The organism is Desertivirga brevis (genome assembly GCF_017355835.1).
The window spans coordinates 503,404-523,937 of the sequence record NZ_JAFEWF010000001.1; the positions used below are offsets into that span (position 1 = coordinate 503,404).

A 20,534-nucleotide genomic window follows, 5' to 3' on the forward strand; every position below is an offset into this window, starting at 1 on the left:
TTTTAATGGAGAATAATATTTCGAAAAAGAATAGTGGTCCGGGAAAGATAAGCAGGATGTTCCTAACACTACAAGATGTAGGAGCCTTTGTTGCCCGGTTCTTTAAAGAGGCCTTCCTCCCACCATATGAATTTAAAGAGCTTATCAATCAGTGTTATAATATTGGTTATCAATCTCTGATTTTGATTTCCACCACTGGTTTCATAACTGGTATCGTTTTCACAAAGCAATCGCGGCCCTCCCTTGCAGAATTTGGAGCTACATCCTGGCTCCCATCCTTGGTAGCCATTGCCTTGTTGCGAACTCTGGCTCCCCTACTTACTGCACTGATTGCCGCGGGTAAGGTAGGTTCAAGCATTGGAGCAGAACTTGGTTCTATGCGCGTAACCGAACAAATAGATGCAATGGAAGTGTCTGCCACTAACCCCTTCAAGTTTTTAGTAGCTACCCGGGTAATGGCAACAACGATAACTATTCCAATACTCTCTTTCTATACTGCTTTAGTAGGTATGCTTGGAGCATTACTTAATGTTTCCCTGAGCGAAGGTACTAGTGCACGAGCCTTTTTTCAAACAGCTCTTGAGTCTATTACCTTTTTAGACATCACAGCTTCAACCATTCGTTCAGTTCTTTATGGCTTTACCATTGGGATCGTAGGTTGTTATCAAGGTTATAATTCTTCGAAAGGAACCGAAGGCGTAGGTCAAGCCGCTAATTCAGCGGTAGTTATCGGTATGTTCCTTGTATTCCTTGAAGAAGTCATCACCGTTCAATTCTTCTCAATTTTTAGGGCTGGATAATGGAACTTTCACAAAACATTGTATCAAAAGAAAAGGTCATCCAAATCAAGGGATTAAATAAGTTCTTTGGAAATCTGGAGGTGCTTAAAAACGCAGACCTTACCCTCCACAAAGGAGAGAACCTTGTAGTTTTGGGAAAGTCAGGTTCAGGAAAATCTGTACTAATCAAAATAATTGTCGGACTATTGAAACCAGATTCAGGCTCTGTGCAGGTACTCGGAAAAGAAGTAGATAAAATAACTTATAAAGAATTATTAGACCTTCGGTTGAAGGTTGGCTTCTCTTTCCAAAACAGCGCCCTCTACGACAGTATGACCGTACGTCAGAACCTTGAATTCCCACTTGTAAGAAATCAGAGGAACTTGTCTAAAGTAGAAATAAATAGGGCGGTTGAAGAAGTACTAGACGCAGTGGGACTGATGCAAACGATAGATCAAATGCCCTCAGAACTTTCAGGAGGCCAACGGAAACGGATTGGTATTGCCCGAACACTTATTCTTCAACCTGAAATCATGCTTTATGACGAGCCCACCGCCGGGTTAGATCCAATCACCTCAGAGGACATTAATAATTTAATTAACGAAGTACAGGAGAAATATCGCACCAGTTCAATTGTGATCACTCATGACCTAACGTGCGCAAAAACGGTAAGTAACAGGGTAACTATTTTGCTCGACGGACGGTTCGAAAGACAGGGAACATTTGATGAAGTTTTTAACACAACAGATAATCGGGTAAGACCTTTTTACGATTATAATTTTATTCATTAGGCAATGGAAGCAACAGAGACGCGACGAAAAATAACGGTCGGCATATTTATATTTATAGGGTTACTTATTTTTATTCTTGGGGTTTTTACGTTGGGCAGTCAAAAAAAGGCCTTTGTAAAAAGCTTTTTAGTGAAGGTAGTTTTTGACGATATTCAGGGATTAAAGGCTGGCGATAATGTTTGGTTTTCCGGGGTAAAAATAGGAACGATCAAAAAGATCCAGTTCTACGGTACTTCCCAGGTGGAAGTAACAATGAACATTGAAGAGAACGCACACCAATATATACGGAAAGATGCTGCTGCAAGTATTGGATCCGACGGACTTATCGGAAATAAGATTATCGTAATAGATGGAGGAAACCCAAGAGTTCCAGCTATAGAGGATGGTGATAGGATACGTGTCAATAAAACGCTTTCTACTGACGAGATGATGAAAACTTTACAGGTGAACAACCGCAACTTGGTAGATATCACCTCCGACTTCAAAACCATCTCTTCAAACCTGGCTTCAGGTAAAGGAACAGCTGGAGCGCTGCTATCTGATGAAGAAATGGCAAAGAATTTAAAAAGCATAGTAGCTAATCTTCAAAGAACAACTATTGCGACTAACAAAATGGCTGCAGAACTTAGAACTTTTAGCCATTCTCTTAATAATAAGCAGGGATTAGTGAACAACCTTGTAAGTGATACAGTAATATTTAATCGCTTAAGAAATTCATCTTACGAGTTCCAGCAGGCAGCTCAATCTGCCAATGCAATTACATCTAATTTAAATACGGCGTCGGCAAAATTAAATGACCCAAATGCCCCTGCAGGATTATTGTTGAACGATCAGCAAACTACAGAGCAACTGAGAAGAATAATTCAAAACCTTGAGAGCAGTAGCTATAATTTAAACGAAGATCTGAAAGCTCTGCAGAGCAATTTCTTGTTCCGGGGATATTTCAAACGGAAAGCCAGGGAAGCTGAAGAAAAGAAATAATAATGGTACATACTGCCGAAATTTTCCACATAGAAAAGAGGGTATGTGTCTTAGTTATAATGAACCGTATACAGGAATTATATCAATTTCTACAAAAACACAATTATGGCATTAGTTTTCTAGGTAGGTATCCAGGTAAGATGAGTATAGAAACTTGGAAACAAGAAAGAATCTATGTTTAAAGTGTATTTGTAATTTAGATTTGATGTACGCCCTGTTCAATCTCATATTGGCCAGGGCTTTTTTACTAATTTAATCTCCTACCGAGTCAAGGGGTTTTCGTTGCAAGTTGGCGGTTACTGAAGACTTAAATTGAGAGGGAGTTTGACCTGTCACTTGTTTGAACTGAGTTGAAAGATATTGTACACTACTATACCCAAGCTTAAATGCTATTTCACTTAAATTGAGCTCCTTGTATAAAATCAACTCTTTTGCTTTTTCGATACGCTGACGGATAATAAACTGCTCGATAGTAATCCCTTCCACAGAGGAAAACAGGGCACTTAGATAGTTATAGTCGTGATGTAAATCGGAGGAGATTATCTGAGACCAATTAACTTTAAGGTCTAACGTTTCTGAATGATGAACTTTCGAGATAATTATATTCTTAATTCTTTCAATTAATCGTGATTTACCAGGCTCCAACAACTCAAATCCAAGCCCCTCCAGCTTCTTTGACAGCTGTTCCTGCTTGTCCATAGTTAGTTCCTGCTCTTTTAGCTTAACTATCCCCAACTCCGTTGACAAGGAATGCAGGTCGAGTTCTGACAATACTTGGTCAACTGTCAGAACGCATCGCCTGCAAACCATATTCTTTATATAAAGCTCCATCTGTTTCTGCTGATAAAGCAAAAATACATGTGAGCCATTTCATCCCTGTCATCTTGTTGTAATGACGGTCAGGAAATCCTTTCAATTACATTTCTACTTCTGAATTTCCGCCTCAAAGGAGCCCTCCGTAATCTTTTTTAATGAACCTGTCAAACTCGAGCTATCGAATTCAAATGTTCCCTTTACACCGTTACTTTGAAATGTAGTAATTCTAATAGTTCCGGAGTTAGCGAGATGCCGGTTTGCAGCAGGAACAGGCCCGTTAACGTAAGTAGCTTCCGCGCTTTTCGTAATTGGAAATTCACCTTTCCCTCTTATTCCAGGTATCACAAAAGTAATTAGCTCATTGGTTGCAGTAAGTTTGGCGGTAATGGTTATCGTGTTTCCATCACCTTTAGTGGCATAAACATTTTCAGAGCCGGTTGCAGATTTTGCAGTACCGTTTACAATAAAACTCATCCCAGGATTAAGCACTTCCAGCTGCTCATCTTTCTTACAAGATGCCAGGGCCAAAAGGATGAATAACATTAATAATAAAGCTGAAGATTGTGTTGTGTGTGTTTTCATAAATACTGGTTTATATAAATATAAAAGCTGTTTTTATACTTATTGTTCGTAGAAAACACAATTTTATCCCTTTCTAAATAAGCGGAAAACGGAATAGTATAACAAGTAGTGAGGGTTTTCCCCTCATCTTATTCTATCTACTGGAAAGTTCCAGAATACGGTCGAACTCTTCTTTCTTCATAGTCATTACAGAAAGCCTACCTTGCTTTACGAGACCGATATTAGCAAGCATTTCATCTGCCTTTATCTCTTCAAGTGTAACAGGCCTTTTCAGTGTTTCTACAGGCGAAAGGTCTACAACTACCCAGTTTGGATCCTCTGTAGTTGGATCCTGATAAAATTCCTTTACTACTTTCGCCACACCCACTACGGCCTTTCCTTCGTTAGAATGATAAAAAAGCACCAGATCGCCTTCTTTCATTGCCTTTAAATTGTTTCTCGCCTGGTAGTTTCTCACTCCATCCCAGAAGGTACGACCATCTTCATTAAATTTTTCCCAGCTGTATTTGAATGGCTCTGACTTAACCAAAAAGTAGTTCATGTGTGTTTTTTATAATTAGAAGATTAAAACATCTCCTCTTTAAAATTTAATCATTGAGGGACAAAACTAATAAATTAGAAAGAATTCGATGATAAGGGGATTGGAGATAGCGCTAAGAATATAACAAAAAGTAATGCGGGATAAATATTTACGATTTGACCTTTGTTCGTTTAAAGTTCATATTTGAGATATTAAACAAAGCGATATGAGGATTTTAAATAAAATATTTGGATTTACACTTCCATTTAAGAAAACAGGCGTTAAAAACAATACTTTTGAGTCAAACCCTATACATATGAGGTTTAATCTCCATAACGTTTCAGACGATTACTATATGTTTATTTAGCCGGCCCCTTTTTCCTACTGCTTCTCTGACCGAGGTAAAGGCTTAAAATAACGAGCACTGTACCTGCGATAGTGTAGGCAGTTATGGGCTCATCCATTAGCCACCATGCGTAAAAGAAGCCAAAGACAGGGCAAAGGAACAGCCATAAAGAAGCTTCCACCGTATCAATACGAAGTAGATGAAACCAGCATATCAACCCTACAATGGATACGGCAATACTCAGCCAGAGAACGGATAGCCAGAAATTAGAATCAAGGCGAACAGTCGTGAAATCGCTCATAACAATTGTAAAAGGGAGAAGCAAAATTCCGGCAATAAAAACCTGCCACCCGTTTATCAATAAGTTAGGGAGTTTCCACTTCACACTAGCATAATATACACTGGCAATGGAAACTGTAATCATACTTGCAATAAGCAAAATTAAGCCACCTAAAGTAGTGTGGCTATCTTGAAGTAAAGGATAACAAGCTACTCCTATTCCAGCCATTCCTAAAAATACACAGAGAATTTCTGTCGCAGAAGGTTTCCGCCTCAGCCATAAAGCAGAAAAAACCACTATTAATAATGGATTTGTAGAGACAGCTAGACTTCCAATACCCGCTGCTGTGTATTTCATTGCAAAAACATACAAACCCAGGTACATAGTCGTATTTAGAAAACCAAACAGAGTGAGCTGCTTAAACTCTTGGCGATTAGGTATACGGTATTCCTTATCTCTGCTAAACGCATAGGTTAAGCCAAGTAGAATGGATCCAGCTATAAAAAAACGCGAGTTAGCTAAGATCAAAGGGGGCGCTGACAACACACCAACCTTAGTAGCAACAGAAGCTGATGCCCAAAGAATAGAAAATATTAAGCCTATCAATATCTTTTTCACACTGGCAAAACTAAAAATACTACTGGTAAGATTGGTTAAAATTGAACATTAACCCGACACTACAGGACAGAGATTTTCATCCATATTTCTAAATTGGCGGAAACCAATTACAACACTAATGCGATTAGAAATTTTTCTGGGCGCCTGCCTCATAAGTTTCATCAGTTTCAACACCTTTGCTCAGGAAGACCGGGGTTATAAAATTTACCAGTTCCCAGCCAACATGATCCCTAAAATTGACGGTAAGACCGATGATTGGGATTCCTTCCCTAAAGAGTATATCGTAGGGACTGACCAGTTGTGGGATGACTCGGGACGCTATCCAAAAGTTGACCCTAAAAATTTGGATGTAAAGGTGAAAGTAGCTTGGGTAAAAGGACTCAACAGGCTTTATTTTCTGTATGAGGCATACGATAATTATTGGGATTTTAGTCTTGCAGGATTGCATAATGACACCTTTGAGATCGTTGTCGATGGCGACCTTTCGGGTGGGCCTCTGATTCAGGAACAGCATCCAAATCAAACCCTCGATAAAATGGAAACCTACTTTTCGTATCACGGCGTCCATGCTCAAAACTATCATATTTTCACCCCAGCTGTGGGGAAAGACTGGGCCCTTGCGTGGGGTTCACAACCATGGATAAAGAACCTTCCCTATTCCAACATCGCCTATAACTATAATTTCAAACCAGGAGAACGGGGAAGGTTAATTGCAGAGTTTTGGATAACACCCTTTGACTATGCTGGAGCTGAAGGTCCTGTAAGGGCGGTGGAATCAATATTGTATGATAACAAGAAGATTGGACTTACTTGGGCGATAATTGACTATGACGACGTGAATGATGAAAAAGTAAAAGGATTTTGGAACTTATCCAAAAACCATAAGATGTACGGTAATTCCAGCCTTGGAACCGTCTTCACCTTACTGCCGCTTGAAGAAAAATATCTGAAACCTCTGGACGCCCGTTGGTCTTTCATTGTTACTGATATGGCAAAGAGAGAAGTGACATTTAAAGATCAAAGCCGGGGCAAGATCGAGAAATGGCATTGGGATTTCGGAGATGGAACAAGCTCGGCAGAACCAAATCCGGTCCATCGTTACAAAGAAGCAGGGAAATACCTTGTGGTACTGGAAATCGAAGGACCAGATGGAAAAGCCCGTTGGGCAAATCAGTGGGATGTGGCCGTTAAGTAGTCCCTAACTTCCTATTTTGCCTGGAGTTTGAAGGAATCAGCTACCCCAGTTTGAAAGCCATCATCTTCAACTTTTGGCAAAATAGCATGGTATTCCCCTTTTATTTCTATACCAACTTGTGTCCGCTCAAGTTTAATCTTTAAGAAGCCGTGTTGCGAGTCGCAGTAACTTACCAGGCGAACGCCTTCGAATAAAGGATGTTCCGGAGTAAAATTTACATCGTCCTTGTTTGCAATGGCGTGCAACTGGTCATACCCCCCGCCCCCAGCAACAATAAATGTGGTTTTCTCTCCGTCAGGATAATTCTTCTCAAACCTCTGATAGTTATGCACATGACCGCTAAACACTACGTCTGGCCTTACTTGCGCCTCCTGAAATGAACGCTCAAGAACTTCGATCATTGTTAAACTTGAACCGTGATTAATATCTGCAGAATATGGAGCGTGGTGAATACACACGATGATGGCTTTTTGAGGTCTCTGAGTAGCAGCGGATCTTAGTTCGTCAACAAACCATAACCTTTGTTCCTCTGTAACTATGCCAAATTTGGGAACATTGCTTTGTAATCCTATAATATTGGCTAGCGGTGTTTCCAATGTCCAATAAACGTTGGGCTGGGGCATACTCATCCAATTTGTGTCTCCACTAAAACTGACTATCCTACGCTCGGTGTCGCAGAAAACGGCCATAAAAGGCTCAAGGCTATTGTAGGCAACGGAACTTTGTGGATTTACATCACAATCATGGTTACCGGCAATAGCGAAAATAGGACGAGGATATTTACTATAAGGTGAAAAGAATTGCTCGTAGTAGCGGGAAGCCTCTCCATGATTGTAAACTACATCGCCTAGATGGAAAAGGAAATCCGGCTGATCTTCCTCATTTCCAAACTGATGAAGCATGGCCCCCACTACCTTTTCCTGAAATTCTAGTCCCCTGATACTTCCTGTATCGCCCACCATATGGAATATCATTTGGTCCTTGCTTACATTTCTTATCGTCTCTATAGGCAGATGAAAAGGATAAGTACCAGACGGCGTGGGTAATGGCTGGTATTTATAACTATCATCAGGCTGGTTTAATTTTATTGCAGGACTGGTATATTTTTCAGGGTTTTCGATGATCATTAACAAAAATAGCAATTCGATATTAACAAATCATCAATTGATACTTTTATTCAGTTGTCCTGAAAGGCGAAGCGGGTAATTTTTCAATATTATACAAATTAGGAAAAACCGGATTATCTGCCCAGGCATACCTTACGAATTTAGGTTCTGGGACTTCTTCAGACCATACATGCACAGTAGTTCCTACAATCTTTGCCTTAGCCCAAACGAATTTTTTATCTTCCCCAGCAATTGCAAATTGTGATAACTCCTCCCCGTCAATACTGATTAGTCCGCTCCCTACATTGCGAAAACTAATAATCATCTTGTTTCCTTCAACCCTTGAGGACTCGTAAAGAGGCCCGCTATGCACCAGATTCTTCTCTCCGTAATTCAGTCGCCTTGCAATCAAAGCAAGCCTTTCGCCAACATCTTTCTTATTGTCGGGATGAATATCGTTCCACTCTCCCAGGTCGATAGTAACTGCCATTCCCGTATTGGGAATACTTAGGGTTTTTAAAGAAGCTTCTCTTACGATGGCCCAGCTACTCTCAGTTGGTAGATAACTGGCGTCGCTAAAATTGGGAAGTTGAACATAGTAAAATGGCAATTTAGGACTGGAGAACTTCTGTCTCCAGTCACTTATCAGAGCAGGGAGTAGCTTTTCGTACTCCTCCGGCTTCCCTGTATTGCTTTCGCCCTGGTACCAGAGCACACCTTTTAGAGCATAATTAGTAAAAGGGGCAATCATAGCATTGTACAGAGCTGTAGGCTGGTTCTGTTCAGCAATAGGTCCCGGACCAACTCCTCCCCTCTGTGGCCGAAATACTTTACCAACCTTATACAGCCAATCACCTTTCAAATCAATTTGCCAATTTCCTACCATTAAAGAATAAGGCTTATCGGGAACAAAGCCTCCTTTACCCGCATTATTTTGAACCCTGATAACCAGTATATTTCTACCCGGCTTAAGAACTCCAGCAGGTACTAAGTACCTACGTTGCGGGTACATGTAGGATGTTGAACCTACTTGTTTCCCGTTAATATAGGCAATATCAGCATCTACAATCCTCCCCATAAACAATTTGGCCTCCTTCCCTGCCATGGATGCGGGAACTTCTATCTCTTTCCGATACCAAACTACCCCGTTCAGATCTCTTACACCCTGATCTTCCCAATATCCTGGAATATTGATATTTTGCCAGTTCTTTGGCACATAAGAGCTTTCAAACCATTTAACAGCTTCGGCCATCCCTTTATCCGGTTCTGGATCAGGTTTCTGGCTTGCTGAAACTGCTGCCCTCTGCCTGTCTTGAATATAAGAAGTGTCTTTATTACGCGCTATAGTCGCTGCCAGAGCACCAAATTGTTTTAAACCCTCTTCGCTTGTCCAGGCCTCGATAGGCGTTCCTCCATAACTTGAATTAATTATTCCAATAGGAACACGATGCTTGTTATAAATATTGCGGGCAAAGAAATAGGCAACAGCCGAGAAATCATTTACACTTTGTGAATTTGCCCACTTCCATGAGCCTTTTTGGAAATCATCCTTCGTTCCCGAAAGACTTGCCATGGTAGGAACCAAAAACTGCCGGATTTCAGGAAAATTGGCCTTTTCGATATCTTCAGCATACCTCACATTATGTATTCCCATTTGATGAACCATGTTTGACTGGCCCGCACACAGCCAGACATCACCTAACAATATTCCCTTCAGTATTATTGTGTTCTTTCCCTGCAATCGCATTTCATATGGACCTCCTGCCTTCATCGCAGGTAGCTTTACCAACCATTTCCCTTCCGCCCCGGCCACTGTGGAAATGCTTCTTTTGTTAAAGTTAACACTAACCTTCTCTCCAGGGGAAGCCCAACCCCAAATTTTAAGAGGCATGTCACGCTGCAGAACCATACTATCTGCAACTAGTCGCGGTAACCGTATCTGGGCATTCGACTGAACGATCGACAAGCAGGAAAAAAAAAGAAAGAATTGAGCGAGAACTTTGTACATATCCGAAATTTGAAAGGCCCTTTATCTATTAGTATTACTCAATAACTCACTTACTTTTGAACTTGCAGGAGGACCAAGGTAACTTTCTTTTAACCCTCCACTATCCAGGATGATCCTTTGTAAAACCACCCCAGGATCAATCCTCCAAAATTTAATTATATGCTTGCCTGGAGAGGTGAATTTATGTTTGAAGGTTTGCGGCCGAATATTATCAGCAACTGATCTTTCCCAACTGCCCATTCCCTCATTGGCGTGAATATTAATTATTTCAGGTTTACTATTATCTACCGAAATAGCATAGGTTAAACCTCCTTTATTAATAAAATCAAGCGAGGGGGACACGAGTATCTTCATCTTAACCGTTCCGGTGTCCTGCAAATTAATTTCGTACTGCAGATGGGCTGAACTTGAAGATAAGCTGACTGATGGTTGGGTAACCGGGACAGACATGATACCTGATTTTGTTCTTCCATATCCTGGTAGCACCTGCCAGGAAGCAGAGGGAATAGCCCTTGAAAACTGGTCTGCTTCCAGAGCTAAATACGAGGCTTTAGCAAGAAAATTAGGCTTGCCTTCTTCAGCTGCAGAAGCCTTATTTACCAGTGCATAGACTGTTACGTCTCGACCAGCTCCATTTATGGTCACACCCACTTTTTTTGATCCTGTAGGTACCTTGTTCCAATCAGCCTCCAGCCATATCCTTCGTTCGTCTCCGAGCTTTCCTGATAAGACATCGGCTTTAAGCCACTCTTCACTTGTTTTTACTGTAAAGTCAAAGCCTGCTGTACCTTTATTAAATACCTCGATATAACGACGCCTGTTGTTCACATCAAAACTTAACGTTACCTCCTCGCTGCCAGCGAGCTTTAACGAACCTTCAACGGCTACCCCCATCTCTGCTCTTCCATCTGGTACAAGCGTTTTAACCTCAGGCAAAACATCCACCTCTGGATCCCTCCATGAAACGTAACTAATATGTGTCTGATCCATCATATGGTTCCACTTTCCCCCAGCAAGCTCTTTGTTATAGCGATGAGATATTACCTTATCCCTTTCAAACAGCTGCTTTGCTTTTTCTGCGAGGCTATTTGTTGCAGAACGGCCTTGATTCGCGTACAGACGATTTTTCCCTACCGTATAGTACAGCTCATTCAAGTTTGCGCAGGCTAGAACCGGGTGTAAGACCAGTTGAAAAAAAGCGTCCCGGTAGTCTTCAGGGAGGTCCTTCTCTATCTTTTCTGCCCGTCTGGCCAAAGTATTATAATCTTGTACTACGCGTTCAAATTCCTGATAGTTTACAAGACTATAAGTATTAGGTGAAAGCAACTCGGGCTTTCTTCTTCCATTGTATTTCGTATACTCTGAAATAATATCAGCTATCTCTACAGCATGCTTAGCGCCGAACTGAGCAGCAGCCCATTTCTCCGTATATAATTGTAAACTCTTAGCCGGCCACTTTTCTGGCTCCCTTGCATAATCCAGAAAGAACTCGATTGGGAACTCCATCGGCTTGAGATCGCCTACATTTACAATCCATATCCGATCTGCCCCGTACTGGTGCGCCAGATGCATCTGCTCCCAAACTTTTGAGATAGGATTAGTATTTAGCCACTTGTAGTTTCTCGGTCCACCCACATAATCAAAGTGGTAATAGATCCCGTATCCACCGCTCCTCGGCTTATCCTTTAGTGAAGGCAGCTTTCTAATGTTTCCCCAATTATCGTCGCATAATAGTAATGTTACATCATCAGGTACACGCATGCCTTTATCGTAGTAGTCTTGCACCTCTTTATAAAGCGCCCATAGTTGCGGAACGTCCGAGGGGTTTTTGCCGGTAACGTCAGCGATGATCTGACGCTGGTCCTTTACTATTTTTTCTAGAAGTGCTATATTACTACCCTCGGTCATTGGTTCGTCGCCGTCCCCCCTCATTGCAATTGTAACAATGCTTTCCTTTGAACCCATATTTTTAATACCATCACCCCAGAACTCTTTTAGTACCGGAGCATTAGTTTGATAATTCCAATCACCTTTGCCGAAGCGTTTCCATTCCTGTTGTGATCGCACCATGGGCTCGTGGTGAGAGGTTCCCATAACTACTCCATACTCATCGGCAAGTACAGGATTTAATTTATCATCATCGTTGAAAGCATTTCCCCACATTGCTGGCCAGAGATAATTACCCTTTAACCTGAGAATAAGTTCAAAAACATGCTCGTAGAACTTATGATTTAAACCACCAAACTTCTCCCTGGCCCATCCTGTTAGAGCTGGCGCCTCGTCGTTCAAAAATATTCCCCGGTATTTGACTGCCGGTTCTTTAAGTATATGCCGGGCACCCGTCAAATAGATGTCTTTCCGTTTTGCAACCGGTACATCAGCCCACCAGTACCATGGGGAAACGCCGATTTGAGCCGAGACTGTATAAATACCATAGATAGTCCCCCTTTTATCGCTACCAGCTATTACCAGTGCCCGCTCTACTCCAGGAAAGGGATTATTTATGATCTGTGTTGTTGACGACTCCCATTTACCAACAACGCCGGCAACGTTTAGTCTTTTACTTTTAACTAGCTGATCAATAAGCGCATTATGGCCTATGGTGCCAGCAATTATAATAGTTTTAGAGCTCTTTTCGGGAGCGTTTGCCCAAGATGGCTCTGTTCCCGTAACCTTTTGAAGATCCTGGGCAAAACTTTTAAACGCTCTCATAACCCCCGGCCACTCATTTGTACTGCAAACAAGCGCTGGTACCTTTCCATCCGAGCTTAGAGGAAATCCCCCTGCAACTTTGCTAAAAGAGATGTAGACATCTGTTTCTACAGCTTTTACACTTCCTGCTATCATCAGCAGCCCAACAAGGATTGTCTTTCTTAACCTCAACATTACTTCTTCTTAAAATTCACCACTTCCCAATAAGCCTTTTTGGGTTTCAAATTCGTATCAAACAACAGTGGATAATTTTTCCTCCCCTGTACAGGATAAGTATCCAGCCAGGTATACCTGTCGGAAAGATTCCAAAATGTTACACTGGTGATCTTTTCCTTATTCTCCCTGAAAATATTGAAGACCTTTGAATATTGCTCAACCTGTTTATCTTCCAGCTCAGGAGTAAGAACATCTGACTCACCCGGTTTTCTTTCTCTTCGTTCTTTTTCCCATGGATAAACAGACATGTCTAATTCAGTTATTTGCACCTCTAATCCCAGTGAAGAAAACTTCTCAATGGTGTTTCTCAACTCGGTCTCTGATGGTTCATAAATAGACCAATGGGCTTGTAGTCCCACACCATGCACCGGCACTTTTGCGTCTACCAGTTTTTTCATCAGCCGGTACACCCGCTCCATTTTTTCCGGCCGCTCCGTATTGTAGTCATTATAGAATAACCTCGCTTTCGGATCGGCTTCATGGGCATATTCAAACGCTTTTGCTATAAAGTCTTCACCGCATATCTGATACCACTGAGAATTTCTCAGGAACTTGGTGCTATCATCATCTATAGCCTCATTTACAACATCCCACACATAAATCTTTCCTTCATAGCGTTTTACCACGCTGAAGATATGCTCCTTTAGTCGCTTTAGTAGCAATTCCCTGCTGGCAGTCTTCCCATCCGCATCTTTAAACATCCATGCTGCGGTCTGTTCATGCCAGCATAAATTGTGTCCCCTCACTTTTAGTCCATTATTATGAGCGAAATTGACAATAGAATCTGCGTCCCTCCAGGCGTACCTGTTTTCTGCAGGATGAATTACGCCCATCTTCATTGCATTCTCTGCCGTAAGGCTGTTAAAATGCTTTTTGATAAAGTCTGCTGTTTCCCCCGAGAGGTCTTTCGGACCGACAGCTACTCCAATTGGGAAATATGACCTATAATAATCCTTTAAGCCCTTATGGGAACTTGTAGAACTGCTCTTTTTGCTTGCACAGCTTGTAGCAATCAATGCAGCAATAGAAAACACTAATGAAATTTTGTTTCTGTACATCTGTACGGTGTGTGTTAATTTTCAATGGCTAGTCAAACCTACCGGTTGTCTATAATGCTTAGTTTTTGGCTTGAATCAGCTGTAAAAGTAGTTCTGGAAGTGTTCTGGCAGGTATTCTGATTGTTCTAAATCATAGCACAAATGTTTAAAATACATTTATAGGAGAAAATTGAACAAAAAGCGTTTGCTGAGCTAAAGGAAACATAAAAAAAAGACCTGGAGGTTTATACCGCCAAGTCTATCTTAAACACTTAAATTATTAAATATAAAAACTTATTTCATCCATTCTTCACTGGAAGGCTTACCTGTAAGTTGCATTGGATTAACCGTTTGTAGGAACTTCAATTCGTAAACAGGGCGTTCGAGCTCGTAGGGAACCGGGCGTTTACTAAACTGCTGGAAATATAACAAACAGCCATCCTTCCAGACCTCTGCATCACGAGCCTGAACCTTTAACCGGCTTTGAACGTGATGAAATCTTTCAGGATCAACGAATGCCTCCACTTTGTCCCAGGTTTTTTGAAAATCACGAACCTGTTGCACTCCGCGGTCATAATGATAGCATAATTCATCCCATAGCGTCCTGCCGTTCTTCATCTTGTAGTCCCAAGACACATGGTGAAACCAAAGCAGATATATTTCTGGACAAGTCTTTATGTCATTTAATTGAGATGCTAAAGGTTCAGCATATTGGGATACAGCATCACTTCCACTTTTGGTCCTGTTAAACCCAATGCCGCTACTACTTGCCTGGTGGTAGTAAGGGGGAGTCCAGTCTACCCTGACGTTTGCAGGAGCCCACCAGGGACCAGGTCCATAATGGTGATTTGCAGAAAAAATGTGATGTAATCCAAGGGGCATAGAATAATTTACGGCTGCTTCCCTGCTTTCGAGCATCATCTTCTTTATTGGATCCACAAACTTATCTTCCCAGTTATTGTCTCTGATAAGAGGTTGAAATGTAAGACGCAGCCATTCATTGGCAACCTTTTCGCTTTCCAAGCTATTATCCCAGGCCAAACGACCAAAGGCATACCAATTAGCCTGGGCAAAATGATGGCCAGTCCAATTTGAATCCAGCCCGACATTTGATACACCAGCTATAGCTGTATGCTTCTGGTTAAAGATACTACCGTCTGTACAACGTGCTACCGTACTTCCTTTACCTTTTTGGTAAGTATCACTTTTCAAACATTCCTCCCACATAGTGGATAGGAAAACCAGATGGTTAGAATGACCGAGATATTCTTGGGTAACCTGAAACTCTGGCATTACAGAAGTTTTCTCCATTGCACCAAATAAGGCGCTAAATGGTTCTCTCGGTTGAAAATCTATAGGACCATTTTTTACTTGTATAATAACATTGTCCCTGAATTGACCATCCAAAGGTTTAAATTCATTGTACGCTTGTCGCGCCCGATCCTTATCTGTTGAGCTATAAACAAAAGCCCGCCACATTACTATACCTTGATGAGGCTGAAGCACATCGGCTAACATGTTTGCTCCCTCGGCATGGGTACGACCAAAATCTTGCGGTCCGGGTTGGCCCTCGCTATTTGCCTTTACAAGAAACCCACCGAAGTCGGGTACGAGCTTGTAGATTTCACCGGCTTTGTTTTTCCACCACTTTACCACTTCAGGATTTAATGGGTCGGAAGTTTTTAGCCCACCCAAAATAGCAGGAGACGAAAAATTAACGGAAAGATAGGTTCGAACGCCGAATGGCCGCAAGGCGTCGGCAATGGCTTTTACGCGTTTTAAATTCTCCGAAGCAAGCATCCGCGGGGATGAGTTAACATTATTAAGAACGCTTCCGTTTATGCCAATAGACGCATTAGCACGAGCGTACTGACTCCACAATTCCAGGTCCTTCGGCGTTACAACGAGGTCTTTCTCTCCTCTCCAGAAGATTGATCTCCCTGCATATCCTCGCTCAATAGAACCGTTAAGGTTATCCCAATGGTTCAAAACCCTCCTGTCATAAGACGGATTAGAAACGATATTACCGACAGGCTGATGAAGTGTCTGACGGCGAAGAAGTTCAAAAACTCCATAAAGAATACCTCGTTCAGTGTTGGCATAAATACCGTCCTTGCCAAGTTTAAAACCATCTCCTTTTATAGATTTATCTTCAGAAATTGTAAGAGTGATTTTCGCTCCTTTCTTTCCCTGCCATCCACGTTGCAACTCTTCGATTGCATTGGAAAGAATTGGTGATTTTTTCTTACAAATTACCTCAACGGAGTTGCTTTGGACCTTTCGAAGCCATAGCTCTTGGCCGTTATCAGCAAAGGCAATATTACCCGAAGTAAGGAAAATGGAAAAACAGATTGCAGCTTTAGCTAGCAGGGGTTTTATTTTTAACATTATTGAATAAGCAAATTACCAAATATATTATTACTAGTTCTTGTATTAGCTTCATCAGGTTGACAGCCTCCAATGCTTAGGGACACTTTTCCTTTAAATTGAACGCTGGCTCCATCTTTAGAACCATCGATGTAAGACAGATCTTGCGGCGTTAAAGTGAAACGAACTAATTTGCTCTCTCCCGGTCGTAAATGGACACGTTGGAAGCCCTTTAAAGATTTCAAAGATGTTTTTACTTTGGGATCCTGATTTACTAAATATAACTGAGCAACCTCATCACCTGCTATTTTACCTGTATTTGTAACTCGCACTGAAAGAACAACGTTTTTTCCTTTTGCAACAGATTTCGGCATTACCAAGTGGTCATAACGGAAGGTGGTATAACTAAGGCCATAGCCAAAACCGTATAATGGTTTCCCGGTAAAATACCGGTAGGTACGGTTAGTCATGTCATAGTCAGTAAAAGAAGCCAGATCTGCATCACTTCGGTAAAAAGTGACAGGAAGCCTGCCTGCTGGATTATAATCACCAAAAATCACGTCGGCAATTGCCGTACCTGCTGCCTGCCCTCCATACCATGCATTAAGAATGGCCGGTACGTTATCAGATTCCCATGGAGTAGCAATTGCACTACCGGTCATCATAACAAAAACAACGGGTTTTCCTGTCGATTTTAGTGCTTTCATTAAATCAGTCTGAACTGCCGGAAGCATAATAGAGGTTCTGTCCCCACCATCAAAACCCGGATAATTAACCTTCATTTCCTCTCCTTCAAGCTGCGGTGAAATTCCACCTGCAAATACAAAAGCATCTGCATCTTTAAACTTGTTCACGAGTGCAGCAAAATCGGTCCTTTGGTAATTACCGGTGCTAAGTTTTACGTTTCCTTTTCCATCTCCCTGCCAGTATTCAAGTACAAGACGGTACACCGAATCTTTCTTTGTATCCAGCTTGTAGGTCCTTGCTCCCCAGCGATTGCGTGTCCATGCATTAATTACTTCTTTCCCATTAACCAGAAAACGATATCCATCATCTGCTTCAACTTCAAACATAAGCGATCCTGTAGCGGAGGCCTTGAAATTGCTGGTATAACGGGCCGAGAAATTATTGGCACGAAGGCCGTTGGAGATCATTTCGCCCTCTTGCCAGAAGTGATTCACCTGAGCCTCTTTTTTCACAAACAAAGGGTTGCCACTAAGCTCCTTGTTGTTAAAATATTCCGCTTTAAATCCCTGAGATCCTTCATTAGAATATTGCGAACTCAGGTCTTCATATACGAGCAAGGTATCATTTGTGAAGTTAACAGCTTTTTCATAAACCACTTCCGTTTTTTGCCCTACTTTCTCTTTAATTCCCTGAAGTACAGTAGACAATTGAGATGGAATACCATTGTAATTACCTAAAATAGATATTGAATTGTCGGCGTTAGGGCCCAGAACCACTATCTTCTTAAGGTCCTTCTTAAGTGGAAGCGTTTGATCTTGGTTACGAAGTAGAACAATAGATTGACGTGCCATATTCAAAGCATGTTCTTTGTGCTCGGCACGCTCCAAAACAGATGCTGGTGTTTGGGCATATTTTACAATGGATACCGGATCAAACATTCCTAGTCTGAAACGAATCATGTATAAACGCTTTACAGAAATATCGATCTGTTTTTCGGTGATCTTACCTTGTTTTACTGCTTGAACTAACGCTTTATAAGCATCTGTTCCACAGTCGATATCAGTTCCATGAAAAACAGCATCAGCAGAAGCGGATGCGGCATCGGGATGGGTTTTATGATTTTTAAAGAAATCGTCTATTGCCCAGCAATCTGAAGTAACATAACCGTCGAACTTCCATTGTTTCCTTAAAATATCAGTCATTAACAGATCACTAGCACAGCAGGGTTGGGTTCTGAAAGCGTTGTAGGCACACATTACTCCCGCTACTTTCGAATCCACTACCAGCTTGCGAAACGCAGGCAAGTAAGTATCCCAAAGGTCATAGGCACTAACATCAACATTGAACACGTGCCTAAGCGGTTCCGGGCCACTATGAACGGCGTAATGCTTTGCACAGGCTGCGGCCAAAAGGTATTTAGAGTCGTTACCTTGAAGGCCCCGAACAAAGGCATCGCCCAGAGAAGCAGTTAAAAAAGGATCCTCACCATACGTCTCCTGTCCCCGGCCCCATCTTGGATCCCTGAAAATATTGATGTTTGGAGTCCAGTAGGTCAATCCCAGGTAGCGTTCATTTGTACGACCTGTCTCAACTGCCTTGTTGTAAATTGCCCTTCCTTCCAACGCACTGTACCCGGCCATCTTGAAAAGCGAATTCGAATTAAAAGTGGCAGCCATTCCAATAGCCTGAGGGTAAACAGTCACCTTAAACGGTGTTCTGGCCACTCCATGCAATGTTTCATTCCACCAATCATACGCTGGTATCCCCAATCGAGGAATTGCCGGAGATGAATTAAGCATCTGAGACACCTTTTCCTCCAGTGTTAGCCGTGAAACCAGGTCATCCACGCGTTTTTCGAAAGATAAGTTATAATCGTTAAACGGATATTTCTTTTGCGCCAAGGCGGAAGTGAAAATGAATATCGGAACAAATAGCAGACGAAATATCCTCATAAATAAATAGATCAAATTCAGAAGTTTAAAGCTATAAATTATTTAGCTGCAGTAGTGTAAGGCTCGATAGTTTCTATTTTTCCATCCGGTGTGTACTTCAATTCAGTAACTTTCACATTTCTAAGATGGGTTTTACCTTTTGATAATTCTGTGTCATGATAAAATAGGTACCATTTGCCTTTAAATTCAAGAATAGAATGATGAGTGGTCCAACCAATAACTGGTTTCATAATTACACCCTGATAGGTGAAAGGACCGTACGGATTATCTCCCGTTGCATAGCAAAGTAAATGTGTATCTCCCGTAGAATATGAGAAATAGTATTTGCCATTATATTTATGCATCCACGATGCTTCAAAGAAACGGCGGTTGTGATCTCCTCCTAAAATTGGCTTTCCGTTTTCATCAATGATTACAACATCCCTTGGGTTTTCTGAAAATTCGAGCATATCCCCGTTAAGTTTTGCAACTTTAGCCGTTAGGGCAGGTTTATCGTCCTGATTCAGATCTGTAGCTGAACCATTCGGATCAAATTTGCCTGTCGCCCATTTTTGAAGTTGTCCACCCCAGATACCACCAAAATACATATAGCTTTGGCCATCGTTATCAGTGAAAACAGCAGGATCAATGCTAAAAGCATTTTTCATAGGCGCTGGTTGTGCCTTGAAAGGGCCTTGAGGTTTATCGCTTACCCCTACTCCTATCCTGAATACACCTTCTTTATCCCTTACAGGGAAGTACAGATAATACTTTCCATTTTTGTATGCGGCGTCGGGAGCCCAAAGCTGCTTACTAGCCCAAGGGATGTCACTCACTTTAAGGGCAACTCCGTGGTCTGTAACCTTACCTCCAACACTATCCATTGAGTAGATGTAGAAATCCTTCATGGCAAAATGATCCCCATTATCATTTTCAGGAATACCAGCATCGTAATCATGAGAAGGATATACATAGATCTTCCCCTCAAAAACATGCGCAGAGGGATCAGCGCTATAGCGTTGGTTAACCAGTGGTTTGGATATTGAGTTGCTGAAAGAATTGGTTTCGGCTGCCCCTTCCTGGCTTACAGTATCGTTGCTTTGCACGCCTTTCTTTTGTTGGGCACATGAGGAAGCAAATAAAATAACAGCGGATAACACAAGGGTTTCTAATTTCATATAGTCCTTCTTCTAATTAAGTTTTATAGTGGCAAAATGTTCAACTCATCCTATGTAAAACAGGAAGATTATAGATCCAGTTAATCTTTTGTCTTATATCCAAATGAATGGATAATTAAAGCAGGCACTGCTGCTTTTCGAGAGATCCGATCACCTGAGTCCAGAGGTCAGTTTTAACGGTTAATCTGGAAGTAAAATTAAGATGGGGAGAGCGGATGATATGGTACAATTGTTAAAACTTCTTATTCGAATGTTTAAATTAATCCATAAGACCTTCAATTTACTCATTATTCATACCAATCCTATAAATTGATAGGAAACTAATAGGTATTAAATTGCCTGGAAACTGCTTTTTGGGAAGGAAAAATTTAATAATTGCTAATA

The 20,534-nt window shown here is 41.5% G+C and carries 15 protein-coding genes; 4 read left to right on the top strand and 11 right to left on the bottom strand.

Annotation, left to right across the window (positions count from 1 at the left end; genetic code table 11):
* Positions 1-5 precede the first annotated feature (5 nt).
* The 3 genes from J4N25_RS02155 (at position 6) to J4N25_RS02165 (ending at position 2,551) form a co-directional block, all read left to right on the top strand.
* Positions 6-800 (top strand): MlaE family ABC transporter permease, encoded by a 795-nt coding sequence (locus J4N25_RS02155; RefSeq protein ID WP_207420496.1) that lies wholly within the window; start codon positions 6-8, stop codon positions 798-800.
* Positions 800-1,570: an ABC transporter ATP-binding protein gene (locus tag J4N25_RS02160; RefSeq protein WP_207420497.1), complete on the top strand. Its 771-nt coding sequence runs from the start codon at positions 800-802 to the stop codon at positions 1,568-1,570. The genes J4N25_RS02155 and J4N25_RS02160 overlap by 1 nt, the downstream gene beginning before the upstream one ends.
* A gap of 129 nt (positions 1,571-1,699) precedes the next feature.
* Positions 1,700-2,551, top strand: coding sequence for an MlaD family protein (locus J4N25_RS02165; RefSeq protein WP_369410816.1), 852 nt, complete (start codon positions 1,700-1,702; stop codon positions 2,549-2,551).
* 252 nt (positions 2,552-2,803) lie between these two features.
* On the opposite strand, the gene J4N25_RS02170 is transcribed toward J4N25_RS02165, so the two are convergent.
* From J4N25_RS02170 to J4N25_RS02185, 4 genes are all read right to left on the bottom strand, one after another.
* On the bottom strand, positions 2,804-3,382 hold the full coding sequence (locus tag J4N25_RS02170) for a helix-turn-helix domain-containing protein (RefSeq protein ID WP_207420499.1): 579 nt from the start codon (positions 3,380-3,382) through the stop codon (positions 2,804-2,806).
* A gap of 93 nt (positions 3,383-3,475) precedes the next feature.
* On the bottom strand, positions 3,476-3,949 hold the full coding sequence (locus tag J4N25_RS02175; RefSeq protein ID WP_207420500.1) for a hypothetical protein: 474 nt from the start codon (positions 3,947-3,949) through the stop codon (positions 3,476-3,478).
* A gap of 133 nt (positions 3,950-4,082) precedes the next feature.
* On the bottom strand, positions 4,083-4,490 hold the full coding sequence (locus tag J4N25_RS02180) for an EVE domain-containing protein (protein ID WP_207420501.1): 408 nt from the start codon (positions 4,488-4,490) through the stop codon (positions 4,083-4,085).
* Positions 4,491-4,828: 338 nt separating this feature from the next.
* Positions 4,829-5,713, bottom strand: a complete 885-nt coding sequence (locus tag J4N25_RS02185; protein WP_207420502.1) for a DMT family transporter — start codon at positions 5,711-5,713, stop codon at positions 4,829-4,831.
* Positions 5,714-5,831: 118 nt separating this feature from the next.
* On the opposite strand from J4N25_RS02185, the gene J4N25_RS02190 reads away from it, so the two are divergent.
* The gene (locus J4N25_RS02190) at positions 5,832-6,908 is read left to right on the top strand and encodes a PKD domain-containing protein (protein ID WP_207420503.1); all 1,077 of its coding nucleotides are present in this window, start codon (positions 5,832-5,834) and stop codon (positions 6,906-6,908) included.
* Positions 6,909-6,919: 11 nt separating this feature from the next.
* On the opposite strand, the gene J4N25_RS02195 is transcribed toward J4N25_RS02190, so the two are convergent.
* The 7 genes from J4N25_RS02195 to J4N25_RS02225 form a co-directional block, all read right to left on the bottom strand.
* Complete coding sequence (locus J4N25_RS02195; RefSeq protein ID WP_207420504.1) at positions 6,920-8,035, bottom strand: metallophosphoesterase family protein; 1,116 nt, start codon at positions 8,033-8,035, stop codon at positions 6,920-6,922.
* A 46-nt stretch (positions 8,036-8,081) separates the two neighbouring features.
* On the bottom strand, positions 8,082-10,022 hold the full coding sequence (locus J4N25_RS02200) for a sialate O-acetylesterase (RefSeq protein WP_207420505.1): 1,941 nt from the start codon (positions 10,020-10,022) through the stop codon (positions 8,082-8,084).
* A gap of 21 nt (positions 10,023-10,043) precedes the next feature.
* A complete protein-coding gene (locus J4N25_RS02205) occupies positions 10,044-12,908 on the bottom strand; it encodes a glycosyl hydrolase 115 family protein (protein WP_207420506.1) in 2,865 nt (954 codons plus the stop codon).
* Positions 12,908-14,008 (bottom strand): endo-1,4-beta-xylanase, encoded by a 1,101-nt coding sequence (locus J4N25_RS02210; RefSeq protein WP_207420507.1) that lies wholly within the window; start codon positions 14,006-14,008, stop codon positions 12,908-12,910. The genes J4N25_RS02205 and J4N25_RS02210 overlap by 1 nt, the downstream gene beginning before the upstream one ends.
* Positions 14,009-14,281: 273 nt before the next feature.
* Positions 14,282-16,375 carry an alpha-glucuronidase gene (locus tag J4N25_RS02215; RefSeq protein WP_207420508.1) on the bottom strand — a complete coding sequence of 698 codons (2,094 nt, stop codon included), beginning with the start codon at positions 16,373-16,375 and terminating at the stop codon, positions 14,282-14,284.
* Positions 16,375-18,993, bottom strand: a complete 2,619-nt coding sequence (locus J4N25_RS02220) for a glycoside hydrolase family 3 C-terminal domain-containing protein (RefSeq protein WP_207420509.1) — start codon at positions 18,991-18,993, stop codon at positions 16,375-16,377. Before J4N25_RS02220 ends, J4N25_RS02215 begins: the two co-directional genes overlap by 1 nt.
* Positions 18,994-19,031: 38 nt before the next feature.
* On the bottom strand, positions 19,032-20,150 hold the full coding sequence (locus tag J4N25_RS02225) for a glycoside hydrolase family 43 protein (protein ID WP_207420510.1): 1,119 nt from the start codon (positions 20,148-20,150) through the stop codon (positions 19,032-19,034).
* Between the last annotated feature and the right edge of the window lie 384 nt (positions 20,151-20,534).